This window comes from Morganella sp. BCCO 40_0007, from assembly GCF_032989665.1.
Lineage (GTDB): Bacteria > Pseudomonadota > Gammaproteobacteria > Enterobacterales > Enterobacteriaceae > Morganella > Morganella sibonii.
The window spans coordinates 36,273-59,656 of sequence record NZ_JAVBIN010000001.1; the positions used below are offsets into that span (position 1 = coordinate 36,273).

The 23,384-nt window shown below is 46.6% G+C and carries 25 protein-coding genes; 16 read left to right on the forward strand and 9 right to left on the reverse strand.

The window, feature by feature from the left end; all coding sequences use genetic code 11:
- The first annotated feature begins 407 nt into the window (after positions 1-407).
- From R5268_RS00100 to R5268_RS00110, 3 genes are read left to right on the forward strand one after another with little or no spacing between them, the layout of a single operon-like run.
- Positions 408-1,592 carry an MdtL family multidrug efflux MFS transporter gene (locus R5268_RS00100; protein WP_218455666.1) on the forward strand — a complete coding sequence of 395 codons (1,185 nt, stop codon included), beginning with the start codon at positions 408-410 and terminating at the stop codon, positions 1,590-1,592.
- The gene (locus R5268_RS00105; RefSeq protein WP_317418590.1) at positions 1,585-2,103 is read left to right on the forward strand and encodes a LysR family transcriptional regulator; all 519 of its coding nucleotides are present in this window, start codon (positions 1,585-1,587) and stop codon (positions 2,101-2,103) included. Before R5268_RS00100 ends, R5268_RS00105 begins: the two co-directional genes overlap by 8 nt.
- Complete coding sequence (locus R5268_RS00110; RefSeq protein ID WP_317418589.1) at positions 2,090-2,551, forward strand: LysR substrate-binding domain-containing protein; 462 nt, start codon at positions 2,090-2,092, stop codon at positions 2,549-2,551. The genes R5268_RS00105 and R5268_RS00110 overlap by 14 nt, the downstream gene beginning before the upstream one ends.
- Positions 2,552-2,602: 51 nt before the next feature.
- Here the strand turns inward: R5268_RS00110 and ahpF are convergent, their stop codons facing one another.
- Both ahpF and ahpC read right to left on the reverse strand, forming a co-directional pair.
- A complete protein-coding gene (ahpF, locus tag R5268_RS00115; protein WP_317418605.1) occupies positions 2,603-4,177 on the reverse strand; it encodes an alkyl hydroperoxide reductase subunit F in 1,575 nt (524 codons plus the stop codon).
- 86 nt (positions 4,178-4,263) lie between these two features.
- The gene (gene ahpC, locus R5268_RS00120) at positions 4,264-4,827 is read right to left on the reverse strand and encodes an alkyl hydroperoxide reductase subunit C (RefSeq protein WP_046895262.1); all 564 of its coding nucleotides are present in this window, start codon (positions 4,825-4,827) and stop codon (positions 4,264-4,266) included.
- A gap of 415 nt (positions 4,828-5,242) precedes the next feature.
- On the opposite strand from ahpC, the gene potA reads away from it, so the two are divergent.
- The 5 genes from potA to R5268_RS00145 all read left to right on the forward strand — a co-directional run bounded on the left by potA (position 5,243) and on the right by R5268_RS00145 (position 10,878).
- On the forward strand, positions 5,243-6,358 hold the full coding sequence (potA, locus tag R5268_RS00125; protein WP_317418588.1) for a spermidine/putrescine ABC transporter ATP-binding protein PotA: 1,116 nt from the start codon (positions 5,243-5,245) through the stop codon (positions 6,356-6,358).
- The gene (gene potB, locus R5268_RS00130) at positions 6,342-7,202 is read left to right on the forward strand and encodes a spermidine/putrescine ABC transporter permease PotB (protein WP_046895264.1); all 861 of its coding nucleotides are present in this window, start codon (positions 6,342-6,344) and stop codon (positions 7,200-7,202) included. Before potA ends, potB begins: the two co-directional genes overlap by 17 nt.
- Positions 7,199-7,981, forward strand: coding sequence for a spermidine/putrescine ABC transporter permease PotC (potC, locus tag R5268_RS00135; RefSeq protein ID WP_046895265.1), 783 nt, complete (start codon positions 7,199-7,201; stop codon positions 7,979-7,981). The genes potB and potC overlap by 4 nt, the downstream gene beginning before the upstream one ends.
- Before the next feature lie 217 nt (positions 7,982-8,198).
- Positions 8,199-9,242, forward strand: a complete 1,044-nt coding sequence (gene potD, locus R5268_RS00140) for a spermidine/putrescine ABC transporter substrate-binding protein PotD (RefSeq protein ID WP_046895266.1) — start codon at positions 8,199-8,201, stop codon at positions 9,240-9,242.
- A gap of 1,321 nt (positions 9,243-10,563) precedes the next feature.
- The gene (locus R5268_RS00145; protein ID WP_046895268.1) at positions 10,564-10,878 is read left to right on the forward strand and encodes a helix-turn-helix domain-containing protein; all 315 of its coding nucleotides are present in this window, start codon (positions 10,564-10,566) and stop codon (positions 10,876-10,878) included.
- A gap of 47 nt (positions 10,879-10,925) precedes the next feature.
- Here the strand turns inward: R5268_RS00145 and R5268_RS00150 are convergent, their stop codons facing one another.
- Together R5268_RS00150 and R5268_RS00155 are read right to left on the reverse strand one after the other, a co-directional pair.
- Positions 10,926-11,339, reverse strand: a complete 414-nt coding sequence (locus R5268_RS00150; RefSeq protein WP_317418587.1) for a hypothetical protein — start codon at positions 11,337-11,339, stop codon at positions 10,926-10,928.
- Positions 11,340-11,362: 23 nt separating this feature from the next.
- Positions 11,363-11,749, reverse strand: a complete 387-nt coding sequence (locus tag R5268_RS00155) for a hypothetical protein (protein ID WP_317418586.1) — start codon at positions 11,747-11,749, stop codon at positions 11,363-11,365.
- Positions 11,750-11,764: 15 nt separating this feature from the next.
- Here R5268_RS00155 and R5268_RS00160 point away from each other — a divergent pair, with 15 nt between their 5' ends.
- On the forward strand, positions 11,765-11,932 hold the full coding sequence (locus R5268_RS00160; RefSeq protein WP_317418585.1) for a hypothetical protein: 168 nt from the start codon (positions 11,765-11,767) through the stop codon (positions 11,930-11,932).
- Between the two features lie 10 nt (positions 11,933-11,942).
- Here the strand turns inward: R5268_RS00160 and R5268_RS00165 are convergent, their stop codons facing one another.
- The 5 genes from R5268_RS00165 to R5268_RS00185 all read right to left on the reverse strand — a co-directional run bounded on the left by R5268_RS00165 (position 11,943) and on the right by R5268_RS00185 (position 14,940).
- The gene (locus R5268_RS00165; protein ID WP_317418583.1) at positions 11,943-12,506 is read right to left on the reverse strand and encodes a hypothetical protein; all 564 of its coding nucleotides are present in this window, start codon (positions 12,504-12,506) and stop codon (positions 11,943-11,945) included.
- On the reverse strand, positions 12,499-13,236 hold the full coding sequence (gene sctJ / locus R5268_RS00170) for a type III secretion system inner membrane ring lipoprotein SctJ (RefSeq protein WP_317418582.1): 738 nt from the start codon (positions 13,234-13,236) through the stop codon (positions 12,499-12,501). Before sctJ ends, R5268_RS00165 begins: the two co-directional genes overlap by 8 nt.
- Complete coding sequence (locus R5268_RS00175) at positions 13,236-13,544, reverse strand: hypothetical protein (protein ID WP_317418581.1); 309 nt, start codon at positions 13,542-13,544, stop codon at positions 13,236-13,238. Before R5268_RS00175 ends, sctJ begins: the two co-directional genes overlap by 1 nt.
- A gap of 68 nt (positions 13,545-13,612) precedes the next feature.
- Complete coding sequence (locus R5268_RS00180; RefSeq protein WP_218454684.1) at positions 13,613-13,876, reverse strand: hypothetical protein; 264 nt, start codon at positions 13,874-13,876, stop codon at positions 13,613-13,615.
- 8 nt (positions 13,877-13,884) lie between these two features.
- Positions 13,885-14,940: a hypothetical protein gene (locus R5268_RS00185; protein WP_317418580.1), complete on the reverse strand. Its 1,056-nt coding sequence runs from the start codon at positions 14,938-14,940 to the stop codon at positions 13,885-13,887.
- Positions 14,941-15,314: 374 nt separating this feature from the next.
- On the opposite strand from R5268_RS00185, the gene R5268_RS00190 reads away from it, so the two are divergent.
- The 7 genes from R5268_RS00190 to R5268_RS00220 are packed head-to-tail and all read left to right on the forward strand — an operon-like array spanning position 15,315 to position 22,632.
- Positions 15,315-15,785 (forward strand): helix-turn-helix domain-containing protein, encoded by a 471-nt coding sequence (locus R5268_RS00190; RefSeq protein WP_247716691.1) that lies wholly within the window; start codon positions 15,315-15,317, stop codon positions 15,783-15,785.
- Positions 15,769-17,394 carry a type III secretion system outer membrane ring subunit SctC gene (gene sctC, locus R5268_RS00195; RefSeq protein ID WP_317418579.1) on the forward strand — a complete coding sequence of 542 codons (1,626 nt, stop codon included), beginning with the start codon at positions 15,769-15,771 and terminating at the stop codon, positions 17,392-17,394. The genes R5268_RS00190 and sctC overlap by 17 nt, the downstream gene beginning before the upstream one ends.
- Position 17,395: 1 nt before the next feature.
- Positions 17,396-18,448, forward strand: coding sequence for a type III secretion system gatekeeper subunit SctW (gene sctW, locus R5268_RS00200; protein ID WP_317418578.1), 1,053 nt, complete (start codon positions 17,396-17,398; stop codon positions 18,446-18,448).
- A 21-nt stretch (positions 18,449-18,469) separates the two neighbouring features.
- Positions 18,470-20,542: an EscV/YscV/HrcV family type III secretion system export apparatus protein gene (locus tag R5268_RS00205; protein ID WP_317418577.1), complete on the forward strand. Its 2,073-nt coding sequence runs from the start codon at positions 18,470-18,472 to the stop codon at positions 20,540-20,542.
- Between the two features lie 23 nt (positions 20,543-20,565).
- Positions 20,566-20,976 carry a Type III secretion system protein BsaR gene (locus tag R5268_RS00210; RefSeq protein WP_182105540.1) on the forward strand — a complete coding sequence of 137 codons (411 nt, stop codon included), beginning with the start codon at positions 20,566-20,568 and terminating at the stop codon, positions 20,974-20,976.
- A gap of 2 nt (positions 20,977-20,978) precedes the next feature.
- Positions 20,979-22,271: a type III secretion system ATPase SctN gene (sctN, locus tag R5268_RS00215; RefSeq protein WP_317418576.1), complete on the forward strand. Its 1,293-nt coding sequence runs from the start codon at positions 20,979-20,981 to the stop codon at positions 22,269-22,271.
- Positions 22,252-22,632 carry a hypothetical protein gene (locus tag R5268_RS00220; protein WP_218454679.1) on the forward strand — a complete coding sequence of 127 codons (381 nt, stop codon included), beginning with the start codon at positions 22,252-22,254 and terminating at the stop codon, positions 22,630-22,632. The genes sctN and R5268_RS00220 overlap by 20 nt, the downstream gene beginning before the upstream one ends.
- The last annotated feature ends 752 nt before the right edge of the window (positions 22,633-23,384 follow it).

Sequence of the window (23,384 nt, forward strand, 5' to 3'; positions counted from 1 at the left end):
AAAGGATATTTATAGTGTTTGTATATGAATAGAGTGTGACGAAATAAACATAATATCATGTTTGTGATTTTCGTTATTGGAGTGATAAATGTAGCGATGAGTGTTTTTTTCATTATTTAATATGGTGTGACTCAGTATAGTAAATACTGTACCGGGAAATATGATTATATACACGTTACGGGAGTGATAATAAATATCATATTATAAACAGGCCGTCTCAGCGATAATATATAACCGGTATTTTTCCGCTGAGCAAATAAAAAAGTATTTGTTCCCGTGAATGCGGTTGTGTCGCGGAAGGAAACGCGCTTTTCCATAACGGAAAATCCCCTTTTACCATTCGTCAGTAGGGTAATAAAAAACAGATAGTTACAATCACACAGGTAATCCCGGATAAGGACGGTGTGATGCTTAAATATGTGATTTTCAGTTTCTGGATTGTGCTGATGTACCCGCTCGGGGTTGATCTGCATCTGACCGGTATTCCGCAGATTGCGGCAGATCTTAATGCTCCGGAGAGCGCGCTGCATATTGCTTTTTCCGTGTATCTCGCCGGAATGGCGGCGATGATGCTGATTGCCGGGTGGTGTGCTGATCATATCGGACGCAGGCCGGTGGCACTGGCCGGGGCCGTTATTTTTTGTCTGGCGTCGGTGGCTGCGGGAGCGGCAACCACAACCGGGTTTTTCTTCGGCACCCGTTTTGCTCAGGGCGCCGGGGCCGGGTTTTGCTATGTAGTGACATTTGCCCTGTTACGTGATGTGCTTTCCGGTCCGGCAAGAACAAAAGTCCTTTCTGTGATGAATGGCATTACCTGTATTGCACCGGTGCTGGCCCCGGTTATCGGCTTTATTATTCTGCGGTACTTTCACTGGTCTGTGATGTTTTACTTTTCTGCGGGTTATGCCCTTGTGAGTATTCTCTTTTGCCTGTTCTTTATTAAGGAAACCCGGCCGGATAAACAGACAACAGAGATAATTCCGCCTGCCGGAAACAGACAGCAGGAAAGCTTTCTGAATGCTTTTTTTCTGACACGGCTGGCGGTTTCCTGTTTAGGTATGGGCGTGATCCTGACCTATGTGAATGTTTCGCCGATTATTCTGATGGGGCAGATGCAATTCACCTCCGGTCAGTTTTCGGCGGCGATGGCGTTGCTCGCCGTGGTCAGCATGAGTGTTTCTTTTTCCATGCCGAAAATAATGGCTCTCTTCCGCACTGATACCATTTTGTATACTGCGCTGGGATTATTTCTGCTGAATGCGGTATTGCTGAGCCTGTTTCTGGCCGGTGCGGAATACACGCTGATACTGATGATCGTATTTGCCTTGTGTGGTGCCGGTTTTTCACTGATGTTTGGTATCATTATGAGTCAGGCACTGTCTCCGTTTGCAAAGCGCGCCGGTGTGGCCAGCTCAGTGCTGGCTATCGCCCAGCTGAGTTTTGCGTCGCTCTATATCCGGCTTATGGCAGCTGCGGAAACCGGTGCGGTGACGATGCTGCTGATTATTCTGCTGACAACCCCTGTGGCAGGTGCGATATTACTGAAACGATATCCTGTCAGCAGCGGAGAGCGCCGGTCGCTTTATGAATAACCCTCTGCACCGTCTTGATTTAAATCTGCTTATTATCCTCCAGTATCTGCTGGAAGAACGGAGTGTGAGCCGGGTTGCCGCACGGCTTGCCGTTACGCCTTCCGCTGTCAGTAAAGCGCTGACCAAACTGCGCACCTGGTTTGATGATCCGCTGTTTATCCGGAGCCCGCAGGGGCTGGTTCCGACACCGCTGATGCTGCGGCTGGAAAGTGTGCTGCCGGAATTTCTGCATACCGCAAAATCGGTGTCGGAGATCCGCGGCAGTGATAACCCGAAAGGGGTTCAGTTCAGGTTACTGATGGAAGAGCCGCTGAACCTGATGATGCTGCATGATCTGGCAGTCGGTATTCTGCACCACTATCCGGAATCAGCGGTCAGCATCCGTGACTGGGATTATAACTCGCTCAGTGAGGTGATCGCGGGAGAGGCGGATATCGGGCTGCTCGGGCGTGAGAGTTACCCGAAATCACGCGAAAGCATCAGTACTATTCCGGATATTGTTAATTTTTGATCTGCTGTTTACGGACAGACCGCTGGCATTTATCCGGCGCGGGCATCCGCTGCTCAGTGAGGCATGGACAGTCAGTAATCTGATCAAATATCCGCATATCAGTACCGAATATGCGAACCGTATTCCGTGGGCGCTGGATGATTTACTGCATGATCTTGGTCATTCCCGGCAGATCCGGCTCTCTTATTCTTCATTTGAACAATCTTTGCAGATGGCGGCACATCCCGGACATCAGCTGATTACCTGTGCACCGGGTTATTGCCGTCATTATGTGACGAAATTTCAGCTGGATCTGGAATGCCGTCCGCTGCCGTTTGAGGAATCGTTTTACCGGCAGCTGGATATTCCGTTTCTGATGCTCTGGCATAAGCGTAATGCGCATAATCAGAAAACCCGCTGGCTGCGCGAACAGATCCGGCAGCGGGTAACGGCATTTACCGGGAAATAAAAAAAGGCATCCGCCCCCGGATGCCTTTGGGTACAACAACTGAACAGCGGACTATTCAGCGGTTCTGGTACTGGTACGGATCAGATAGTCAAAGGCACTGAGTGACGCTTTGGCACCTTCGCCTGCCGCGATAATAATTTGTTTGTACGGAACCGTGGTACAGTCACCGGCACCGAACACCCCTTTGATGCTGGTTTCGTTACGGGCATCGACCACAATCTCACCCATCGGGTTCAGATCCAGTGTTCCTTTCAGCCACTGCGTATTCGGCAGCAGGCCAATCTGAACGAAAATTCCCGCCAGTGTCAGAGTGTGAACATCACCCGACACGCGATCTTTGTACTGTAATCCGGTGACTTTACTGCCGTCGCCGAGGACTTCGGTGGTTTGTGCATTCACAATGATGTCCACGTTTGCCAGGCTGCGTAATTTCTGCTGTAAAACCGCATCAGCTTTCAGTTCCGGGGCAAATTCCAGCAGGGTGACATGTTCCACCACACCGGCCAGGTCGATAGCCGCTTCCGCGCCGGAGTTACCCCCGCCGATTACCGCGACAGATTTACCTTTGAACAGCGGGCCGTCACAGTGCGGACAATACGTCACGCCTTTGGTGCGGTATTCCTGCTCACCCGGAACACCCATGTTACGCCAGCGGGCACCGGTACTGATAATGACACTGCGTGCTTTCAGAGTGGCACCGGATGCTGTCTGTAACTGATGCAGACCGCCCGGTTCCGTGGCCGGGATCAGCGCTGTGATGCTCTGGTTATCAATCACATCTGCGGTGTAATCTTCCACGTGTACTTTCAGTGCCGCTGCCAGTTTTGCGCCTTCGGTTTTTGGTACGGAGATATAGTTTTCAATATCCACGGTATCCAGTACCTGGCCGCCGAAACGTTCACCGATAAGCCCGGTACGTATCCCTTTACGGGCCGAATATACGGCTGCGGATGCCCCGGCAGGGCCGCTGCCGACAATCAGGACTTCATAAGGTGCCTGCTGATTCAGAGCGTCAGCCGCACGTTTACCGGCATTACTGTCCACTTTATTGACGATTTCCGCCAGTGTCATACGACCCTGACCGAACTCGTTACCGTTCAGGAAAACTGCCGGAACGCCCATGATGTTGCGTTCGGTGATCTCATTCTGAAACAGGCCGCCGTCAATTGCGGTATGAGTGATATTCGGGTTGAGTACCGCCATCAGGTTCAGCGCCTGCACCACATCCGGGCAGTTATGGCAGGAGAGTGAATAATAGGTCTCAAACCGGAATTCACCTTCCAGATTACGCACCTGATCCAGTAATTCCTGTGCTTCTTTCGACGGATGGCCGCCGACTTGTAACAGTGCTAACACCAGTGAAGTGAATTCATGACCCAGCGGGGAACCGGCAAAACGGATACCCTGAGTCTGTCCCGGATTTACAATCAGGAATGACGGCTTACGCGCGCCGGTGCTGTTATCTTCACGAACGGTAATTTTCGGCGATAACGCAGCAATTTCCTGTAATAATGTCCTGATTTCACCGGACTTAGCACTGTCGTCAAGGGTTGATACCAGTTCAACCGGACGGGTTAATTTTTCGAGATACGCTTTAAGCTGCGCTTTCATGGTGTTATCGAGGATAGTGTTATCGAGCATGATTATTCCCTTAAAAAATCGGGTGCAATGCACCCGATAACAGTAAATAAGAAAGAAGACGGAGAGGTGGCTTAGATTTTACCGACCAGGTCCAGTGACGGAGACAGAGTCGCTTCACCTTCTTTCCATTTGGCTGGGCAGACTTCACCCGGATGGCTGGCAACATACTGAGCCGCTTTCACTTTACGCAGCAGGTCAGATGCGTCACGGCCGATACCTTCAGCAGTGATTTCAATCGCCTGGATAATGCCCTGCGGGTCAACAACGAACGTACCGCGGTCAGCCAGACCTTCCAGTTCACGCATGTTTTCGAAGTTACGGGTCAGTGCGCCGGTCGGGTCGCCGATCATGGCATATTTGATTTTGCCGATGGTTTCGGAGCTGCTGTGCCATGCTTTGTGTGTGAAATGGGTGTCAGTGGAGACAGAGTAGATGTCTACGCCCATTTTCTGGAATTCGTCGTAATGGTCAGCCAGGTCACCTAACTCAGTCGGGCAGACAAAGGTGAAGTCAGCAGGATAAAAGAAGAAAATGCTCCATTTGCCTTCGGTGTCTTTTTCGGTAACTTCAACGAATTCACCGTTTTTGAATGCCATGTTTGTGAAAGGTTTGATTGGGGTATTAATTAAAGACATATATGATTCCTCCTGTTTCGTTGAAAATAACAATACGGGAAGCGGCGCAGGGAGGCCAATGGCTTGCTGCTATCGATGTGATAGGTTTTACCTAAGGATGGATTTATTTTAATAGTTTACAGCGCCAAAAAGGCAGATATTGCGCACGGACAATAAGATCGCATTCCTGTTTGAAAATGCATTCAATCAGGGGGATGATTGTTAAGATATGTATGAATAAAGATGAACAAAAAATTAGTGGCGTGATGACGTTTCAGCTTTCATTTTAAGGTCGCTGTGTTTATTATGCCCTCTTCTTTTTTTGACGGCGTAACTGGTTTTGGGCATTGGCCATAAGTAGACCAATCTGCTTTAACAGTCTTTTTTCAGTTACGGTTCTATCTGCATGACCTCCGGGATAGAGTGAATAGCATAAATGACTGAGACAACCTCTCTGACACCACTTGTCACCCTGAAAGGGCTGAGCAAAAGCTTTGATGACAAGAACATAATTAATCATTTCGACCTCACAATTAACCATGGTGAGTTCGTCACCATTCTGGGTCCGTCCGGATGCGGTAAAACCACGGTTTTACGTCTGATCGCCGGGCTTGAGGATGCCGATGAAGGCACAATTATGCTCGGCAACCAGGATATCACCCATATCCCTGCCGAACAGCGCCATATCAATACCGTTTTCCAGAGCTACGCCTTGTTTCCGCACATGACGGTCTTTGAAAACGTGGCATTCGGGCTGCGTATGCAGAAGACCCCGGAAAATGAAATCACACAGCGTGTGGACGATGCCCTGAAAATGGTGCAGCTGGAAGATTTTTCCGGGCGCAAACCGGGTCATCTTTCCGGCGGGCAGCAGCAGCGTGTTGCCATTGCCCGTGCGGTGGTGAATAAACCGGAAGTTCTGTTACTGGATGAATCCCTCTCCGCGCTGGATTACAAGCTGCGCAAACAGATGCAGAGTGAACTGAAAGCTCTTCAGCGCAAGCTGGGGATCACGTTTGTATTTGTCACCCACGATCAGGAAGAGGCGCTGACCATGTCTGACCGCATTATTGTGATGCGTGACGGCAGAATTGAACAGGACGGCACACCGCGTGAAATCTACGAGGAACCGAAAAACCTGTTTGTGGCGCAGTTTATCGGTGAGATTAATATCTTTGATGCGGATGTTCTGCACAGAATCGATGAGCACCGTATCCGCGCCAATGTCGAAGGTCACGAATGTGATATTTACACCACTCTGGATGTCAGGCCGGGGCAGAAAGTCCATGTGCTGCTGCGTCCGGAAGATTTGCGCGTTGAAGAGATCCACGATAATGAACCGATTGCCGGACTTATCGGTTACGTCCGCGAACGTAACTATAAAGGCATGACGCTGGATTCCGAAGTGGAGATGGAAAACGGTAAGCGGGTGATGGTCAGTGAATTCTTTAATGAAGACGATCCGGATGTGGATCATTCTCTGAATCAGAAAATTGCGGTCACGTGGGTCGAAAGCTGGGAGGTGGTGCTGGGCGATGAAAATGACGCGTAAACCATTCCAGACTATCGTGATCACGGGGATTGTCGCCTGGTTACTGCTGTTTGTTTTCCTGCCCAATCTGATGATCATCGGCACCAGCTTCCTGACACGCAATGACGCGAATCTGGTTGATATGGTCTTTACCCTCGACAACTACCGCCGGTTATTTGACCCGATGTATGCTGAGGTTATGCTGCATTCGCTCAACATGGCGGTCATTGCGACTATCTGCTGTCTGCTGATCGGTTACCCGTTTGCGGCATTTATTGCCCGGATGCCGCAGAAATATCGTCCGCTGATGTTATTCCTGCTGATAGTGCCGTTCTGGACCAACTCCCTTATCCGCATTTACGGGCTGAAAATTTTCCTCAGTACGCGCGGCTATATGAATGAGTTTCTGTTATGGACAGGGCTTATCGATAAGCCGTTTAAGCTGATGTACACCTCTGAAGCGGTGGTGCTCGGGCTTATCTATATTCTGCTGCCGTTTATGGTGATGCCGCTCTATTCCGCAATTGAAAAGCTTGATAAATCCTTACTGGAGGCGGCACGCGATTTGGGGGCGAACAAAGTTCAGACCTTCTTCCGTATCATTCTGCCGCTGACCATGCCGGGGATTATTGCCGGATGTCTGCTGGTGCTGCTGCCGGCAATGGGGCTGTTCTATGTGGCGGATCTGATGGGCGGGGCGAAAAACCTGCTGATTGGTAACGTGATAAAAAGTCAGTTCCTGAACATCCGTGACTGGCCGTTTGGTGCGGCAACCAGTATTTTCCTGACCGCAGCAATGGGGCTGCTGCTGTATGTCTATTACCGTGCGGCAAAAATGTTAAATAAGAAGGGTGAACTGGAATGATAGGACGCCTGTTACGCGGTGGTTTTATGACCATTATCTATGCTTATTTATACATCCCGATTGTCATCCTGATTGTGAACTCCTTTAACTCGTCCCGTTTCGGGATCAACTGGCAGGGGTTTACCACAAACTGGTACAGCACGCTGGTCAATAATGACAGCCTGTTACAGGCCGCGGGGCATTCACTGACGATGGCGATTCTGTCAGCCACATTTGCCACAGTTATCGGTTCACTGACCGCGGTGGCACTGTACCGTTACCGCTTCAAAGGAAAACCGTTTGTCGGCGGTATGCTGTTTGTGGTGATGATGTCGCCGGATATCGTGATGGCCATTTCCCTGCTGGTACTGTTTATGATCCTCGGGGTATCGCTCGGTTTCTGGTCGCTGCTGTTCTCACACATTACCTTCTGTCTGCCGTTTGTTGTGGTGACGGTTTATTCACGACTGAAAGATTTTGACGTAAAAATGCTGGAGGCGGCACGTGACCTGGGCGCCGGGGAATTTACCATTCTGCGTAAAATTATCCTGCCGCTGGCCTTACCGGCGGTGATTGCAGGCTGGCTGCTGAGCTTTACCCTGTCGATGGATGATGTGGTGGTGTCCTCATTCGTTACCGGACCAAGCTATGAGATTCTGCCGCTGAAAATCTACTCGATGGTAAAAGTCGGGGTTTCACCGGAAGTGAATGCGCTGGCCACGATTTTAATGGCACTTTCGCTGCTTATGGTGATTATCAGCCAGCTTGTGCTGCGTGACCGCTCACACAAGCAGCAGTAACCTTTCTGTTACCGGCGCGGCCTTACAGCGGCCCGCCGGTTTATTTTGTGAATAATCCTGCATTGCGGCCGGATTTTCAATTCTGTTACCGTTTTATGACGTAATCGTTGCTTTACCCCCCGCTTTTCCGCTTTTATAATTGCTCTGCTTAATTAAAAAAGGGGGCGTTACCGCCTGTGATATTCACTGATTAACCCGGGTTGAGGGAAACACTGAAATGAAAAAGTGGTCCTTGCTGCTTGGTGCCGGAATTCTGGCAGCAGGCTTGAGTTCAGCATCTGCAGATGACAGTAAAACACTCTATTTCTATAACTGGACGGAATACGTTCCGCCGGGGTTATTAGAGCAATTTACCAAAGAGACCGGAATCAAGGTGATTTACTCTACCTATGAATCCAATGAAAGCATGTACACCAAACTGAAGACCTACAAAGACGGGGCTTATGATCTGGTGGTGCCTTCAACCTATTTTGTCGCCAAAATGCGCCATGAAGGGATGTTACAGAAGATCGATAAATCAAAGCTGAGTCACTTTGATAACCTGGACCCGAATCTGCTGCACAAGCCGTTCGATCCGGAAAATGATTATTCGATCCCTTATATCTGGGGTGCAACCGCTATCGGTATCAATGGTGATGAAGTCGATCCGTCATCGGTGACCTCCTGGGCGGATCTGTGGAAACCGGACTATAAAAACAGTCTGCTGATGACTGATGATGCCCGTGAAGTGTTCCAGATTGCGCTGAGCAAACTGGGCTATTCTGCGAATACCACTAATCCGGCAGAAATTGAGCAGGCGTATAAAGAGCTGCAAAAACTGCGTCCGAATATTTTAGCCTTTAACTCCGATAACCCGGCCAATCCGTTTATGGAAGGGGAAGTGAATGTCGGGATGATCTGGAACGGTTCGGCCTATGTGGCGCGTCAGTCCGGCCTGAATATTGATGTCGTCTGGCCTGAGGAGGGCGGTATCTTCTGGATGGACAGCCTGGCCATCCCCGCCAATGCCAAAAATCCGGAAGGGGCGCATAAGCTGATTGATTTCCTGCTGCGTCCGGAAATCGCAGCGCAGGTCGCGCAGACTATCGGATATCCGACACCGAATCTTGCGGCGAAAAAACAGCTTCCGGCTGAGATTGTGAATGACAAATCACTTTATCCGGATGAAGAAACTATCCGTAAAGGGCAGTGGCAGGATGATGTGGGTGACGCCAGTGTACTTTATGAAAGCTACTATCAGAAACTGAAAGCCGGCCGTTAATTTTACGTATCAATAAAAAGCACCTTCAGAGGTGCTTTTTTTATACCTGCAATAACGTGACATAACCCAAATGATTTCCCTGCGATAATATATAAGCAGGAGAATAAAAGTATTTTTAATTATTAAACAGGGTTTTAATCAATAAGCTATTTTACAAAATACCGGTAAGTGATGTCTGTCATTATACCTATTTAGTAGTATAAATAACGATTGCTCTATATCAATTTATATTTAACTTATTGATATGTATCTGAAATAATTTTAATTATCCTGACATAAGTAAAAGATTAAGTGAAAAAAAATAAATAAAAAATTACAATTACAACAAGTAAGTTACAAATTATAAGGAGGATACTACAATATCCTGCTGGATATCTTTTTTTGTTGAGAATAAAAACTTATTATTAAAATAAAATTTTCATGATACAGCATGAAACACTTACTCACTGTTAATGTCAGTTTTTAATAGTTTTTTGTCCGGGCAGCATAACTGATGTCTATCTAAAAATAATTAGATGATTATAATTACAAAAGTGACCAGATGGTGTGTAAATACGTAATGATAAATACGTGTGTCTACTGCCGGTTTTTCAATAAATTCATCCTGTGGATGGCAGGTTGGTTTGTTTATGGTCTTTTTTTCGTCACTTAGCTTTTTTTTTAGACAAAATGACGGTCAAAATGTGACCTTAATCACCAAATTGATGTAGATTGGTGAAAGATATTTCGTTACATGTGATCTATTTCACTTTTTATGTGGTTAGATCAAAGAATCGTGGTCAGAGGATGGATTAGTATATAATCAGACATCCTGATTTACATTTCCTCACTATTTTGACGGATGCTACGGATAGTATAAAAGGACAGGGAAAAAATTAATCATAAATAGACTAAGTAATTATACGAGAAATATTGCTTATCTTTATGTGACTAGTTAATAACCCCTGTCTTATTTTGTTTAGGGAATTGTCTTAAATATTCAGAGTGATTTTAAATTTTGATATCGTAATAAAGATTCTCCCGTTTTTTTTGTGGCGCTTAATCGTTAATTGGCTCAGCCGGTAAAACTGATTGAGCATTTTCATTGGATTTCAGATAAATCTGTTTATTTTTCAGAGACAATGAAACTTCTTTGAATTGTGACATTGATATTAAACTAAATTTAAATGTTACGTCATGATTAAGGCAGTAGTATTCATAATTTTTAGTATTTCGCGAGAAGTACTTTGTTTTTATTCAAAAAATTAATATATAAAAATATAGCTTTTAAGTAATTTTACTTAATTGAATTCACGACTTATAGAGAAAATAGGTAGACATTATGGAAACTTCCGACTTTTATGCAGTCTTAGGCCACAGAATCCAATCAAGACGTAAAGAACTCGGGATTGTAACCGTTAAATTAGCGCAAAAACTGAATATCAGTCAGCAACAATTTAACCGTTATGAGCGCGGTGTCAGTAAAATCAGTCTCCATCATCTTATTGAATTATCTGAATTATTAGATGCGCCGATCGAATGGTTCCTCAGCGGTAAAGCTGAAGCATCAGAACATCCGCATGAACCGCATATTCAGATGCGTTCAAATCAGTTCAGAGCAGAGACTGTTTTACTGAACGGCAAACAATTTATTTAAATTTCGATATTATTCCTGTTGTTATTGCTTTGATATAACAGATATTATCAGCTAAGTGCAGTAAGCCAGTCGTCTTTGTTATTATCCTGGTCAAAATCAGCGGAAAGTACATCCGGTGCTAATCCTAACTGTTTTTGATTTACCATCTTAAGAAGATATTGTTGGTAAAAGGCATGGTAGTTAACAATGTCTCCGCCAACCTGGCTTACTGATTTGCGCATTTCTGTATCGGAATATTCTGGTTTTTTAATTAACTTATTTTCAATAGCAATTAATAACTTTATTTTTTCTTGAATATTGTTACCGGTATTATCGCTATCGATACCTTCTAATTGCATTCCAAGATAAACATCCTCCTTTTTATTGTAATTTTTTATAAGCCAGTCATGCAATCGTTTGGCTTTCCCGTCATCACTATTATGTATTATCTCCGGCTTTCCGGTTGTTACATCTGTTCTCATTGTTGTTATCCTGTTTTGTATCATTATAAGCAATCACCGGGAATAGATACGGAATTTACGGAAACAATACCGGCATTTATCTGCGATATTTTTTCATGTGCAAACGTTTCCGGTGTCAGATAAAGCAACTTTTTACCGGTACGCAATATGACGTTGTGATTAAAGTGAAAAGAAACCGGAACAGCAATATCCGGATATTCAGCCATTACACTTTTAAGCGCTGCCGGAAGCATTAATTCACATTCGCATTCTGCGGAAAACTGTTCAACTAATTGGTGAATCAGCTTAAAACGTATTCCGGTATCATCAAAAAATGAAGATAACTCCGTTTCCAGGCCGGAAATGGCGCCGGCGAGGTTTTGATGAATAACCCATTTATATTCATTTATCACCCGCATCAGTTCAGGCATTGCCTGCGCCAGACCTTGCTGAAAACCGGCATCAAATCCCGCTTTGCGGTGTTGTTCAGCCCTGTCTTCAGCCTGTTTTATCAGGCGGGCAGCATGATGGTTTGCCTGCCGCGTCAGGTCAGTGAGACGGCAGAGCGCGGAGATATGACGGTGCTTGATCAGCACGCCGTGTCTGACGTGTGACAGCAGAGAATCAGGCAGTAAACGGCACATAATGTAATACCAGAGGTAAAAGGGAATCGGGCAGTTGCGGCAACTGTATGTCTGCCTGCGGTAAAGAGGCATCTGTCATCAGCTGAAAACGGGCCGCCAGTGCGGGGGAAAAACCGGATAATAATTGTGTCATGGCGATCAGGCCCGGCAGAACAGCCGGGATATCCGGCAGTGTCTGTGCTTCCGGCCATGCCGGCAGTGACAGAACAGGACACAGAGACAGAAATGCCTGTTGTGACCGATCAGATTCAGTTTCACCGGGAAGATCATAAACATGACGGATAAGACTATCCAGATAGTGACAGACTGCGGGAAGTTGTATCCAGTGGCGCAGCAGCGGGATCGTCAGCGGGGAACAGAGATCAAAATCCTGCTCATGCGGCAGCCGGTAGTAATCCATAATGGCGGCATTCTGCATTCTGCGGTATGACACCGATTGTACTGCGGGCGGCAGTCCGGAAAATAAGCGGCTGCTGTGCAGATAATCCGCGGGCTGGTACATCACCCGGGTAACCGCACCCTGTATATCAAACCGGTTATTCATGACGTTTTACCTTCTGCCGCATCAGAAATGCCCGCAGTTGCGCACGTCGGAAATAACCGGTGACTGCCAGCATTAAACCGGCGGGAAACAACAGGAGAAAGGGTGACAGGCCCGTGCTTTCCGGTTGCGGCGGAAGGGATATCACCGGTTTTCTCGGATACAGGATCACAGAAACAGTCTCATCATTCAGTCCGTTAAAGGCATTCATCACAAATAGCTGAATATCCCGGGTGAACTGCACTTCATCCTCAATCCCTGAATGATAAATCAGTACTGAAGCCCGCGGGATTTCCGGCAGTTTTTTAGCACTTCCGGGCCCGGACAGCGGATAACTGAGATGAACACGGGCTTCGGTAACTGCGTCAAACGACAGCAGCGATTGTTCCAGCCGTTGTTCAATAGCGGAAATCAGGCGGGCTTTTTCTGACTGCGGGGAGGCAATCAGTGAATCCGACGGAAATATGCCTGCAATTTCGATTCGTTCATTACTGGGCAGGTGGTATTCCTGCAAAATATGAATGGCGTGACGGCTCTGTTCTTCCGGCACTGAAATCGTAAACAGCCCTTTTCCCTGCGGGATCTTTATTGCCTGAATCTGATGTTTGTGCAGTGCGGCCAGTACTTCATTAGACTGACGCTGATTCAGCGATGACAAAATGGTACCGTCTTTACAGCCGCCAAGCAGCAGGCTCATTCCGGTTATTATCAGTATAAACAATATCCTGCGCATCACTGTCCCTTAATCACCGTATCTGCGGCATTCAGGGTCAGATGCAGCATACGTGAATAAAAGCTGATCTCAGTATGCCATTTGGCCATCACCGCCTGGTTTTCCAGCATCATCATGACATCGCTGGTGTCAGCAGCCGTTTTTGCTGAGGCCAGAGCCTGTGTTTTCCGGTGAAGATTTTGTCCGGTACTCCCCGGTAATATCAGGTTCCGGTGAGCGGATTGTTCCCGGCCGGCGAGATCGGACAGTAACTCCGTCACACCGGTGATGTTTGAAACAGGTAAAATCTGATTAACTGATGACATCATAAAATCCTTTTTATGGGCAATGACAGGAAAGAAAAATACGGCTTTCCTGTCATTTTTTACGTCATAAATCAGCGCATATTGCCGATCGGTGTCGAGAGGTTTTCTTTGTGCTGGCGAATCATTGCCGAGAGGGCGGAGCACTTAATATTCAGTGATGATGAACAGGCTTGTAACATCGCCATATCATAAGCATTGGCGGTGTCTTTATTACCCGACTGTAAATTGTTCATCAGAGTGTTCAGCTTTACATTGTCTTCATGAATCGGTGACTTAAACTGCGCCGTCAGTGTGGTGAATGTAATGGCATCATTTTTTTTGGCAATATCCGGCATAAATATCCTTATTTATTATCAGAGATAAATTTCGTGTGGTTATCAGACAGGTGAATGTAATTTACTGAACCATATACTCCCGGAAGCATTTCGCGGGGCGTGATTTCCCTGTACTGTACTAATGTGTTTTCCGGTGATGAGAATATCGTGGTATTGATATCCTTAATAATATCGTCTGTTTCCTTATTTCTCCTTTTGTCAGCATAAATGAAAATGGTGTTTCCTGATTTCACGACAGAATACCGGATTGATGTCTTTCCGAACCGGTTATTTATTAATTTAACAATATCACTGAATGATAATGTTTTGATGGTAATGTCGTCTCTGAACTCATCAGGGATAGTCAGTATTTCCGGGTTAATAGTTTTGTTTTTATTGTGTATATAAATGATTTCTTTTCTTTTATTAAGGTCAGGCATAGTAATAATATCATTTTTATCTGTTTTTATGTCTGATTTATTAACTGAATAAATGGTATATCCCGGCAGCTCATCTCTTATTTTATTAATGTTTTTTTCGTTTGGTGTAAATATAAGAATATTATTGTTTTTTATAATGTATTCATTGTTATTTATATGGCTGAGTATAATATATTCATGATTTATCGTATGGTTGTTTTTATCTGTATCATTTTTGCTCTTCCCGGATATGAAGCCTGCTGTCAGTATGACCGATAATATCAGTGCGGCATAAAAAAAAGATCGCCGGGAAAGTCTGCGGTGCCCGGTTGTTCCTTTCAGTGACAGTATGTCTTTGTTCCAGGTGTCATGTTGTTCTTTTATAGCGAAAAAAGGTCTTCCCTGGTAAGAAAACGGCGTGTTATAGCAGATATCCATCGTTATCACGTCGTTACTGTGTGTGATGCAGGAAACATAATAATAGTTCTCATATAATTCTATTTCGATACAGTACAGTGATGAATCAGGAACAGGGAGAGACAAAGGTATCAGCGCTTCATCAGATTCAATAGTATCGTTATTATTAATATGATATTTACCGGAAGGCAATGTTATTTCTTTTCCGGATGAATCCCCCATTATTATTATGTTGTATAATTTTTTCATTAATTATCCCAGGTGATGAATTTGTATGTTTTATAATTCGTGATTATCCGGATGCCCATTTTTTTAAATGGTAGTGAGTTTTATAAAAAAATGGTAGTAAAAATTGGTTTGATATTTTAAATTCACTTGTAAATTTTATATTGTTCAATAAGTGTTTAATGTTGCACGCGTAATTATTATATATTCGTATAAAAAGGATGATGTGAATTCATATGGAAAAGATAAGTCGGATATATATTTATAATGATATATATAATACAGGTGGATGCAGTGGTGGTGAGCAGGCAGATTACTGTTTTCCGCTTTCAAAATGCATAAAATTATTGGCATTTATGGACTGTCATTATCATTTACCACAAAAAGATAATGATGAAATGACAGAGAATACAGTCTGTCAGAATTACGAAGTGATTTTTTCTGTTCAGGGAGATGCGGACAATCCGGAATACAGGGTTGTCTGTGAGATGCTGAATGAAAACAGCGAGATAAAAACGTTTTTGAATACGCTGCGTCACTCTGAACATTACTGGCTGATAAAACATCTGATCAGTGCCGCGGATTGTAAAAATAGTAATATCCGCGATATCAGCCAGCGCTACGGGCTGTCCGGTACCCACTTCAGGCGTTTGTGTCAGCGTTATATCGGTAATCAGAGCAAGTATCAGCTGCGGCACTGGCGCGGCGTGGCTTCTGTGCTGGATATCCTGGTAAAAGAACACTCACTGACCCGTATCGCGGCAGATAACGGCTATTGCTCGGCATCCCATTTCTCAAATGAAATCAAAATATTATTTGGTATGTCTCCCCGGAAAATAAGGAATTTAAATCATGCGGTTAAAAAATAGCACCGGGAGGCTGATCTGTTTTGTTTTCTGTCTGCTTTCTCTGCCGGTGATGGCGGAACAGGTCGTGTTATATGAAAAAAAACCGCCGCTTCAGGAGCAGTATGTGGCGAAAGAAACGCGGCTGGATCATTTTTTCGATGCGCTGGCAGGGCGGTTAGATGTCATGATTATTTCGTCGGATGCGGTGAAAAAGAAGAAAATTTCCGGCACTTTTGATTTATCGGACCCGCAGGCTGCGTTATCGCAGATGCTGAAGACCCTGTCACTGGTGTCATACCGGGAAAACAGGACTCTCTATATTTACAGCAGCAATGAAGTTGAGTCGTCCATGCTGACGCTGAATGCCATTACCCGCAATGAACTGACTGCCTTTCTGAAACAAACCGGGCTGTTTGATGCGCAATATCCGCTGACTTCTGATCGGCAGCAGCGGATTTTGTATATCACGGCTCCTCCGCGCTATCTGAGCCTTATCCGGTCAGCTGCGGATGCACTTGAGGCACAGCACAGTGTGCAGGAACAAGGTATTTCACCGGAAAATGAACATATTCAGCTCGTTAAGCTGGAGAACAGTTTTGTGCAGGACAGGGAAATAACGTCGCGGGGGAAAAGTCTGATCTTGCCGGGGGTGGCGTCAGCATTGCGGGAGTTACTGGATTCCGGGCCTGCGGCAAAAACCGGGCTGGTGCCGCAGGATGCAGAGCAGGAAAGTATTCAGCCTGCCGAAACTGTCTGGCTGGGAGGAGAACGGGTGCGGATTGTACCGTTGCAGGGAGAAAACAGTCTGCTGCTAAAAGGTCAGCGTAATGCGCTGAATTTAATCAATCAGCTGATAAAACAACTGGATACGGCAAAACCGCAGATCGAATTATCACTGTGGATTATTGATGTATCAAAAAATGAAGCTGATCAGCTGGGGATCAACTGGCAGGCCGATTACGGCACAGGAAAAATGAAAATCGCGTTTAATTTCAGTGAGCTTAATCAGTTCACCGGTTTTTCGTTCTTCAGCAAAATCAGGGCGTTGTCAGCGAAAGGACAGGCCAATATGGTATCCAGGCCGATTATTCTGACTCAGGATAACACCCCTGCTATTTTTGATAATAACACTACGTTTTACAGCAAGTTACAGGGAGAACGAATGTCATCTCTGGAGAGTATCACGTATGGCACAAAGGTGAGTGTGACTCCGCGGATAGCCAACCAGCGAAAATCCGTTGAGATGATCATTGATCTGGAAGACGGCGCACAGAAAAAAGAAGCTGACGGAACCGGCAGCGAAGATGCCTTACCGGTCATTAACCGGACAAATATCAGTACGATAGCCAGGGTTGCCCAGGGAAATACATTGCTGATTGGCGGATACACACGGGAAAACACCCGGCGCCATAACGAGAAAATTCCGCTGCTGGGGGATATTCCGCTGGCAGGCCGGTTGTTTCAGTTTGAATCAGTGAAGACAGAAAAAATGGTCCGGCTTTTTTTATTACAGCCCCGTATTCTTCAGCAGGATTTTTTCAGTGATACAGAGATTACCGGACATATTCCGTTTAATAATGAGAATAAACAAGGTATTAAAATGATGCAAAAACTGAAGCAGGACTATTGAGATGATAAATGGTTTACCCGGTACTGTTACTTTTCATCCGTCAGCTGTGCCACAAAAGCCGCAGGGTGAAGCGGTTGCGGAGCAGCGCCCGGCGGAAAACCAGACAGAAAACCATGCCGAACAGATGATGGATGTGATGGATGATATGGCCATGGCACTGTCACAGTTTAACCGGCGGCAGTACGGGAAAGAAGATCATATCAGTCAGTTACCGGCATCTGAGCAGAAGAATGGCGCGGAGGGGACGGAAACAAAGCTGGATCGGGTTGTAAAGTGGTTTGCCGCATCCGGACGCTCTGTCCGTGAGTTTCTTGATTATGTACGCAACCTGTTTCCGGACCCCAGCGACTATGTGATGGCATTGCGCAGCCTGCTGCGCAAACTGCCGTTTTCTGCGGAAGAAGCGGCTGAAATTGATGCGGAAATTGAGCAGTTACTTTATGGCGAATATGCACAGGAAACCCGTGCCGGAATCAATATCGCACTGAAAATCCGTCAGTATGCACCGGTGACACAACTGGAGTGCGCGCAGCTGAGAATGGTGTACCGCAGCTATATCAGCTGGAAGTTCGATATTCTGTATTTGTGGAAAGTGTGGCTGGAGCAATACCGGAAAAGCCGTGTCAAAAGTCTGCTGAATTATGTCCGTGACTCACTGGTGTGTGACATGGCGGCCGCTCTGCCGGGTTGCAGCCATCACAGTGAGTTCGGGGAACTGACTACCCGCCTGCATACACTGAATCAGCTTATTTCACTGAATGATATGTTTCATCAGAAAATTGCCTCTCTTGATTGCACAGAGCCGGTGCTGGCGGATGAACCGCGGATGAATCAGTTGCTGATTTCCGGATTGGGTGACCATGACGCATTTCAGACAGAAACGGAATCATTGCTGGCGGCGGCAGAAGATGACAAAAACAGGCCGCGTATTTTACAGCGTCTGATTGTGATTTTTGGTGAGATACCGGAGGCCCTTTTTTTGCAGGAAGCAGGGAAAGCGGAAGTGGTTTCTTTTCTGAAAGCCCTTATGAGCAAAACTATTAATATCTTATAACTTTTACGGCAATGGATTGCTATGCTGACAACTTTTATTAATGCGGTCAAAAGCAGGCCGGAGATCGCGGTACTGCTGATTATGGTCATGGTGATCGCCATGCTGATCATTCCGCTGCCGAAAATGCTGGTCGATTTTCTGATCGGCCTGAACATCGTGATCTCTATCCTGATGTTACTGCTCTCTTTTTATATTACCCGGATTCTGGGATTTACCTCTTTTCCGGCACTTTTGCTGATCACCACACTATTCCGGCTGGCACTGTCGATCAGCACCAGTCGTCTGATCCTGCTGGATGCGGATGCCGGGAATATCATTCAGTCATTCGGTGAATTTGTTATCGGCGAAAATATTGTGGTTGGTTTTGTTATTTTCGCCATTGTGACGGTGGTGCAGTTTATTGTCATTACCAAAGGTTCGGAGCGTGTGGCAGAGGTGGCGGCGCGTTTCTCCCTTGACGGTATGCCCGGCAAGCAGATGAGTATTGATGCGGATCTGAAATCCGGTCTGATTGATAACGAAGAAGTGCGTAAACGCCGTAAAGAGCTGGAGCAGGAGAGCCAGATGTACGGTGCGTTTGATGGTGCGATGAAGTTTATCAAAGGGGATGCAATCGCCGGTATTGTCATCATTTTCGTGAATTTTGCCGGCGGAATCGGTATTGGTGTCGCACAAATGTCGATGCCGTTCAGTGAGGCACTGAGCACGTACACGCTGCTGACGATCGGTGATGGTCTGGTGGCGCAGATCCCGGCGCTGCTGATTGCTATCAGCGCCGGGTTTATTGTCACCCGGGTCAGCGGCACCAATCAGAATTTAGGGGCCAATATTGTCAGAGAGCTGTTTTCCCATGACTTTACCCTGATAGTCACTGCCATACTGGCATTATGTATGGGAATGCTGCCGGGATTTCCGGCCGGTGTTTTCGGTCTGCTGGCGGGCGGGCTGATGCTGTTTTACGGAATGCGCCTCAGACAAAATAAGCAGACACAGGCATCTGATCCGGCAAAAAGCCGCTCTGACAGCCGCTCAGGCAGCCGTTCTCAGGCCACATCTGCACCGTCTGCGGGCGATTTTGCCCCGCGCGGACTGACGGCAGAAAATAATGAAGCTATTCCGCTGATCATCACTCTTCACAACCGTTATCAGTCTTTGTTTGAAAAACAAAAGATAACGGATTGGTTACAGGAGGAATTTGCGTTCCGCTACGGATTCTTTTTACCCGGTATTATTATCAATTACAGCCGGGAAATACCGGAACATAAAGCGGTGGTTTTAATCAATGAGATTCAGTCCGGTGCGATTTACAGTTATCCGGATAAATACAGAATCACTGAAATTAATGATGCGTTTGATTCACTGAATATTGAATCTGAGATTATTGCGCCGGAAGATGGCGAAAAAACAGTCTGGACGGATAAAAAATACGATGAGGTATGCCGGGCGTCCGGAATGGGAACAGAACATGGTATTACCGTATTTTTTAATGAATTCAGCAGAATAATGACAAAAAATATTCAGGAGTTACTGGGCATCCAGGAAACCAAGACACTGCTGGATAATGTGGAAAATAAATATCCGGAGCTGCTGAAAGAGTGTTATCGCTATTTATCTGTTCAGCGTATTGCCGATGTATTTCAGCGGCTTATTGCAGAGCAGATATCCATCCGCAATATCAAAATTATTCTTGGCGCACTGGTGCAGTGGGCCCAGAAAGAGAAAGATCCGCTGGTACTGGCTGAGCATGTCCGCAGCCATCTGGCCCGCTATATCTCAGAGCACTTTGCCTGTGATCAGGTATTGCGGGCGGTGGTGCTGTCCAACCCGCTGGAAGAAATGATCCGTCAGGGAATACGCCAGTCAGCGGGCGGAACATTTATTAATCTCGAACCGGCGCAGCTTGATCATTTCTATGATGCGATGGCACTGGTGATGACGCCGCTGAAGCACCGGCAGGATATCGTATTACTGACGGCCATGGATATCCGCCGTTTTGTCAGAAAACTGACAGAACTGCATTATCCGGGGATCGCGGTGCTGTCATTCTCTGAAATTGTGCCGTCGGCACAGGTGTCGGTGATTGACTCTGTTTAATGTCATAAAAAAGGAAACGGAAGATGGATCTTGCAACACTGGTAACAGAAGGAATGAAACTGATCGGGCGCGGCGATTTGGTGCCGGAAACCGCCATGCTGGATAACCACTCAACAATCTCATTATCACTGGGGGAACAGCAGGTGATTCATATTGCGGTGGTTGATGAGTATCCGGTTATCTGGGCACCGCTGGCGGCAGATTTACCGGCATTACTGCCGGACGTCAAAGGCGCACTGCTGGATATCCTGACAGAAGAGCCGACCGCACTGTTCTGTCCGGGCTTACCGGCGCTGCGACAGACGGATGACGGTGCGGAGCTGGTCGGCTGCTTCAGCAGCATTGCTGTCAGCGGTGCGGAGTCATTTGTGCAGGCGCTGGATCAGTTTGTCCGTCTCAGTCAGCAGTGTCATGCGCTGATCCTGAGAAGCTGATTATGCTTGATGCATTACTCAGCCGGCGGGCATTCCCGGTGCATATCCGCGGATACTACCTGGAAGCACCGCTGCCGGATGTCTTTATCGGGGAAATTTGTCTGCTGTGGCAGGATTTATCCTGCCGGGTGCTGCTCGGCCGGGCTCAGGTGGTGGGGTTTAATGAGCACAATACCCTGCTGAGCCTGATCGGACAGGCATCCGGGCTGACGCTGACAACCGTTATCGCACCGACCGGCAGCGCGGTGACACTGACATTCACACCGCAGATCCCGGGCTCGGTGATTGATCCCTCCGGTAATACACTGGCCAGGCTGAGTGAAATAACAGAACCGGATAACCGGGTTATCTCACGCCCCGTCAATAGCGAAGCACCTGATGTGCTGTCCCGGCAGCGTATCACGGAGATTCTGCCGACCGGTGTGAAAGCGGTTGATGCGCTGCTGACCTGCGGAAAAGGTCAGCGGCTGGGGATTTTTGCCGGTGCCGGGTGCGGTAAAACGGTACTGATGAATATGCTGATTACGCATGCGCAGGCGGATATTTTCATCATCGCCCTGATCGGCGAACGCGGGCGGGAAGTGACCGAACTGATTGACGAGCTGCGCAGCAGTCCGCAGGCGGCAAAATGCATTCTGGTCTGCTCAACATCGGATAAACCGGCAGTGGATCGCTGTAATGCAGCACTGGTGGCAACGTCACTGGCGGAATATTACCGTGACGAAGGGAAAGAAGTGATTCTGTTTGTTGATTCACTGACCCGCTATGGCCGGGCATTACGGGATGTGGCACTGAGTGCCGGTGAAGTTCCTGTCCGGCTGGGGTATCCGGCATCAGTATTTGAGCAGTTACCGGCACTGCTGGAACGACCCGGCGCCACGACAACCGGGGTAATTACTGCGTTTTATACAGTTTTGCTTGATAGTGAGAATGAGCCGGATGGTTTTGGCGATGAAGTACGTTCGATTCTCGACGGGCATATTTATCTCTCCCGGCGGCTGGCGATGCAGAATCATTACCCGGCGATTGATATACCGGCCAGTATCAGCCGCGTTATGTCGCAGATTGTCTCTCCCGGGCATCTGACAGCGGCCGGACGCTTCCGGACACTGCTGGCTAAACAAAATGAACTGAAACTGCTGGTGGAGCTCGGGGAATATAAAGCGGGACTGAATGCAGAGAATGACAAAGCCGTTGAACTGACGTTACCGATGCGTCATTTTTTGTGTCAGTCACCGTCGGAATCCGTTGCTCCGGGCGAAACAGGCAGGTTGCTTGAACAACTCACACAATGAATTGCAGCAACTGATCGCGCACTTCAGCCTGAAAGAGCATTATGCTCAGGCGGCACTGGCACAACTGCACCAGCGTCACCGGCAGGAACAGGAAAATAAAGATAAACTCTTGCTGTTAATCAATGGGTTAGAGCAGCAAATTATTGATTTCGGGTGCCGCGGATTATTATCTTATACAGAGTTGAATGAACGCCGCCGCAAACAGGCAATATACCGCAAACAAATTCTGGATGTCCGTGTCCGGGTTGATGAATCGTCTCTTCAGCTGGAACAAATTTCGGATGATATTGCAGAAAGTCATAAAGTGATAATCAGCCTGAAAAAGAAAATCATTAAGTTCGGGTTATATAGTGAGCGATAGATTAATGTTATAAATAGAAACAGGAAGCCATAATGGATATTGAATCTTATTGCAGTAAGCCGGCATCCGTTTTTTGTGATAATTTCGCTGATAAAAAGATAGCCAATTTATTACCCGGGATGATAAAAAAGAAGGGAAATAAACAGTATGAAGATACGGTTCCGGTAATCTGTCTGCCAATGCAATTTAATAATGATAAATATTATTATAGAAATAAATTATATTGTCTGCTGAAGATAAAAAATAGTGATTGTCATTCCCGGAACGGGCATGATGTTACACTGATACCGGCATTATCACCGGATAAGATAAAAAATACTGTTTATCAGAATAATATTTCTCAATATGATTTATGTGAAAATACGGGAAATACCCGATCTGATAAAATCCCTGCTAATGTGATATCAGCAGAAAAACCGGAAATAATCCCGGTAAAAAGCGTTCAGACAGAAAGTATTCAGACAGAAAGTACTCAGACAGAAAGTATTCAGGCAGAAAGCACTCAGGCAGAAAGCGTTCAGGCAGAAAGTGTTCAGGCAGAAAGTGTTCAGGCAGAAAGTATTCCGGCGGAATATCGGCCGGGCAGCGATTGTGCTGACTCCGGTGCCAACCCGGCGCAGGTTATTTCTCCCGTGCTGCCGGAACTTTCTGTTTTCCGGATTTCCGATGTTCCCCCGGAAAGAAAGCATCTTCCGTTGTGGCAATATGCGCAGGAAAAAACATCTCAGATCACCAGCCATACCGGACCCCCC